At 72.6% G+C, this 3871-nt stretch carries 2 protein-coding genes and 1 pseudogene; all 3 read left to right on the forward strand.

Features of this window, described 5'->3' with window-relative positions:
• Positions 1-59 precede the first annotated feature (59 nt).
• Positions 60-1604: an SCO6880 family protein gene (locus ACOV8S_RS01910; protein WP_448315684.1), complete on the forward strand. Its 1545-nt coding sequence runs from the start codon at positions 60-62 to the stop codon at positions 1602-1604.
• A gap of 14 nt (positions 1605-1618) precedes the next feature.
• Positions 1619-3040, forward strand: a complete 1422-nt coding sequence (locus ACOV8S_RS01915; RefSeq protein WP_448315629.1) for an ATP-binding protein — start codon at positions 1619-1621, stop codon at positions 3038-3040.
• Between the two features lie 2 nt (positions 3041-3042).
• Positions 3043-3871 (forward strand): annotated as a pseudogene (locus tag ACOV8S_RS01920) (type VI secretion protein); the annotation flags it as partial.

The following is a 3871-nucleotide window of genomic DNA, read 5'->3' on the forward strand; positions in this document are numbered from 1 at the left end:
GCCTCTGACAGCCGCACCCACCGCACAGGAGGTGAAGGGCGTTGACGACCCACCCGCAGGTGTCCCACCCGGTCACGCCCCGCCGTACGTATCTGATCGGCCGCGCCCGCCCGAACGCGATCATCGGCCGCAACCGGGAGACCGGCGAGATCGCCCTGATCGTCGTCGGCGCGTTCCTCGGCATGATGTGCGGCCTGCTGGTCCCCGTGCTCTCCGCGCGGATCGTCCTGCTGACCGGCTTCCCCATGCTGTCGATCGCCGCGGTGTACGTGCCGTACAAGGGCCGCACCTTCTACAAGTGGTTCGAAATCAACCGCAGCTACAAGCGCACGGTCCGCGGCCCCAACGCCGTCTACCGCTCGGACGCCATGGAGGCCGGCACCCGGCTCGACGGCCGCCAGGTCGAGGTCGGCCCGCCGCCCGGCATCGGCCGCATCACCTGGCTGTCCGCCCCCTTCGGCCCCGACGAGATCGCCGTCCTGCTGCACGCCGACCGGCGCACCGTCACCGCAGCCATCGAGATCGAGGGCCCCGGCGTGGGCCTGCGCGACAGCGAGGACCAGGAGGCGCTGGTCGACCGCTTCGGCACCCTGCTGAAGCACGTCGCCAACGGGGACGGCTTCGTCACCCGCATCCAGATGCTCGCCCGCACCCTGCCCGCCGACCCCGACGCGCACGCCAAGGACGTCGCGCTGCGCGGCGACGAACGCTCGCCGATGTGGCTGCGCCGCTCCTACGACCAGCTCCAGTCCATGGTCTCCACCAGCAGCGAGCAGCACCGCGCCTACCTGGTCGCCTGCATGCAGCACAGCCGCGAACTGGCCGCCGAGGCACACGCCATGGCCCGCGCCGCCCGGCGCGGCGGCGGCCGCAGGCTCGACAAGGACGCCGGGCTCGCCGTCGTGATGGCCAGGGAGCTCACCGACATCTGCTCGCGCCTCCAGGAGGCCGACATCCGGGTCCGCCAGCCGCTCGGCCAGGCCCGCCTGTCGTCGCTGATCCACTCCATGTACGACCCGGACCACCCCATCGACCACATCCAGGCCATGTCGAAGCGCAACGCCTGGCCGGCCGAGCTGGACGCCCGCGAGCCGAACTACCTGCAGGCCAAGACCCGTGAGTCGTCCACCCGCGACCCCTGGTGCCACGCCACCGCCTGGGTCAAGGAGTGGCCGATGACCCCGGTCGGCGTCAACTTCCTCGCCCCGCTCCTGGTCCACACCCCCGACGTCATCCGCACGGTCGCCGTCACCATGGACCTGGAGCCCACCGAGGTCGCCATCGAGCGGATGCTGACCGAGAAGACCAACGACGACGCCGAGGCCAGCCGCGCCGCCAAGATGAACCGCACCGTCGACCCGCGCGACATGGCGGCCAACTCCCGCCTCGACCAGCGCGGCGAGGACCTGGCGAGCGGCGCCGCGGGCGTCAACCTGGTCGGTTACATCACCGTCTCCTCCCGCAACCCCGAGGCCCTCGCCCGGGACAAGCGGACCATCCGCGCGTCGGCCGGCAAGTCCTACCTCAAGCTCGAGTGGTGCGACCGCGAGCACCACCGCGCCTTCGTCAACACGCTCCCGTTCGCGACCGGAATCCGAAGGTAGGGGCTGATGCTCTGATGAGGGACCCGCTGACCGTCCTCACGGAAGCCTTCACGTCGTTCCTGTTCGGGAAGGTCGAGTCGACCCGGCTGCCGGTGCGCACCTCCACCGGCCAGGCGCAGGCCGTCTACCTGCCGACCGCCGCACCCGGACTCGGCGACTCCGGTGTGATCATCGGCCGCGAGGTCTACTCCGGCAAGGGCTACATCTACGACCCGTTCCAGCTGTACGGCCAGCAGCTGCCCGCCCCGCACTGGCTGGTGCTGGGCGAGTCCGGCAACGGCAAGTCGGCGCTGGAGAAGACCTACGTCCTGCGCCAGCTCCGCTTCCGCGACCGGCAGGTCGTCGTCCTGGACGCCCAGGGCGAGGACGGCGTCGGCGAGTGGAACCTGGTCGCCCAGGAACTGGGCATAACCCCCATCCGCCTGGACCCCACCGCCGCCCTCGACCACGGCATCCGCCTCAACCCGCTGGACCCGGCGATCACCTCCACCGGCCAGCTGGCGCTGCTGCGCACCATCATCGAGGTGGCCATGGGCCACGGTCTCGACGAGCGCGCCGGCTTCGCCCTCAAGGTGGCGCACGCCTACGTCAACGCGACCATCGTGGAACGCCAGCCGGTGCTCACCGACATCGTCGAGCAGCTGCGCCACCCCAAGCCGGAGTCGGCGGAGGCGATGAACGTCGCCCCCGAGGACGTCCGCGCCTGGGGCCTGGACGTGGCCCTCGTCCTCGACCGGCTGGTCGACGGCGACCTGCGCGGCATGTTCGACGGCCCCACCACGGTCGGCATCGACCTGGACGCGCCGCTGATCGTCTTCGACCTCTCGCACATCGACCGCAACTCGATCGCCATGCCGATCCTGATGGCGATCGTCGGCGTGTGGCTGGAGCACACCTGGATCCGGCCGGACCGCAAGAAGCGCATCTTCCTCGTCGAAGAGGCCTGGCACATCATCAACAGCCCCTTCGTGGCGCAGCTCTTCCAGCGGCTGCTGAAGTTCGGCCGCCGCCTCGGCCTGTCCTTCGTCGCCGTGGTCCACCACCTGTCCGACGTGGTCGACGGCGCGGCCGCCAAGGAGGCCGCCGCGATCCTGAAGATGGCCTCCACCCGCACCATCTACGCCCAGAAGGCCGACGAGGCCCGCGCCACCGGACGCGTCCTCGGCCTGCCCCGCTGGGCGGTGGAGATCATCCCGACGCTGACGCCCGGCATCGCGGTGTGGGACGTCAACGGCAACGTCCAGGTGGTCAAGCACCTGGTGACCGAGAGCGAACGCCCGCTGGTCTTCACCGACCGCGCCATGACCGAGTCGGCCAGCGCCATGGCCGAGGAGGAGCTGTCCGAGGCCCTGCGTGCGGCGGAACTGGAAGCGGAGGAGAGGGCGACCGCCTTTATGCACCACCAGTACCCCGAGTCGAAGTCGTCGGTGGCCTGACCGTGCCGCCCGAGGACAAGCGCGCCCCGTCCGCGGGCCAGGGCGGGATCCCGGACGGGCTGCTGGTCGGCCTGCTCGCCTTCCTGCTCGGCCTCAACGTGCTGGTGTGGACGGCGACCGGCCTGGCCGCCCTGTTCACCCACGGCTCCTGGCCCACGGCGGTCGCCTTCACCCGCGCCCCGCTCGCCATACGGCACCTGGTCGCCGCCCCGCACGACCTCGCGGGCGCCTGGCCGGACGCGGCCCCGCAGTCGCTCTCCGGCTACGGGCTCTTCTGGGGGCTGTTCATCGGCGAGCTGATGGCGCTGATCGTCCTCACCGTCTTCGTCCTGGGCACCGTGGCCCGCTGGAAGGCGGTCCGCGCCGCGCGCAGGGCCGGCCTGCCGCTCCCCGGGCAGCAGGCTCGCACCTCCGCCGAGGCCGCGGCGAAGCCCGACCCCCGGCTCCCCGCGGCCGCCTCGCCGTCCGGGACGCCGCAGACCGCGGGCGGCCCGGCGACGCAACCGCCCCACGGACCCGGTCACCTGCCCGGGCACACGGGCGCCGACCCGGCCGGGGCCGCGGGCGCACCGGCCCCCGCCCAGCACGTTCCCCACCCGGCACAGGGATCCGCCGTGCACAGCGCGGCCACCGGGACCGGTGCCGCCCCCGCGTACGGCGCGACCGGGGCGTACCCCGTCGCTGGCACGGCCGGTGCGCCCGAGACCTACCGCACGACCGCGATGCCGCCAGCCGCCGCAGCGCCCGGGGCGCACCCCTCCGCGGGTGCGGCAGGCGCGCCGGGGAGCCACCCCGCCGCCGGCCAGGTACCGCAGCAGACAGTGGTCGCAC

This window comes from Streptomyces sp. CO7 (genome assembly GCF_053474865.1).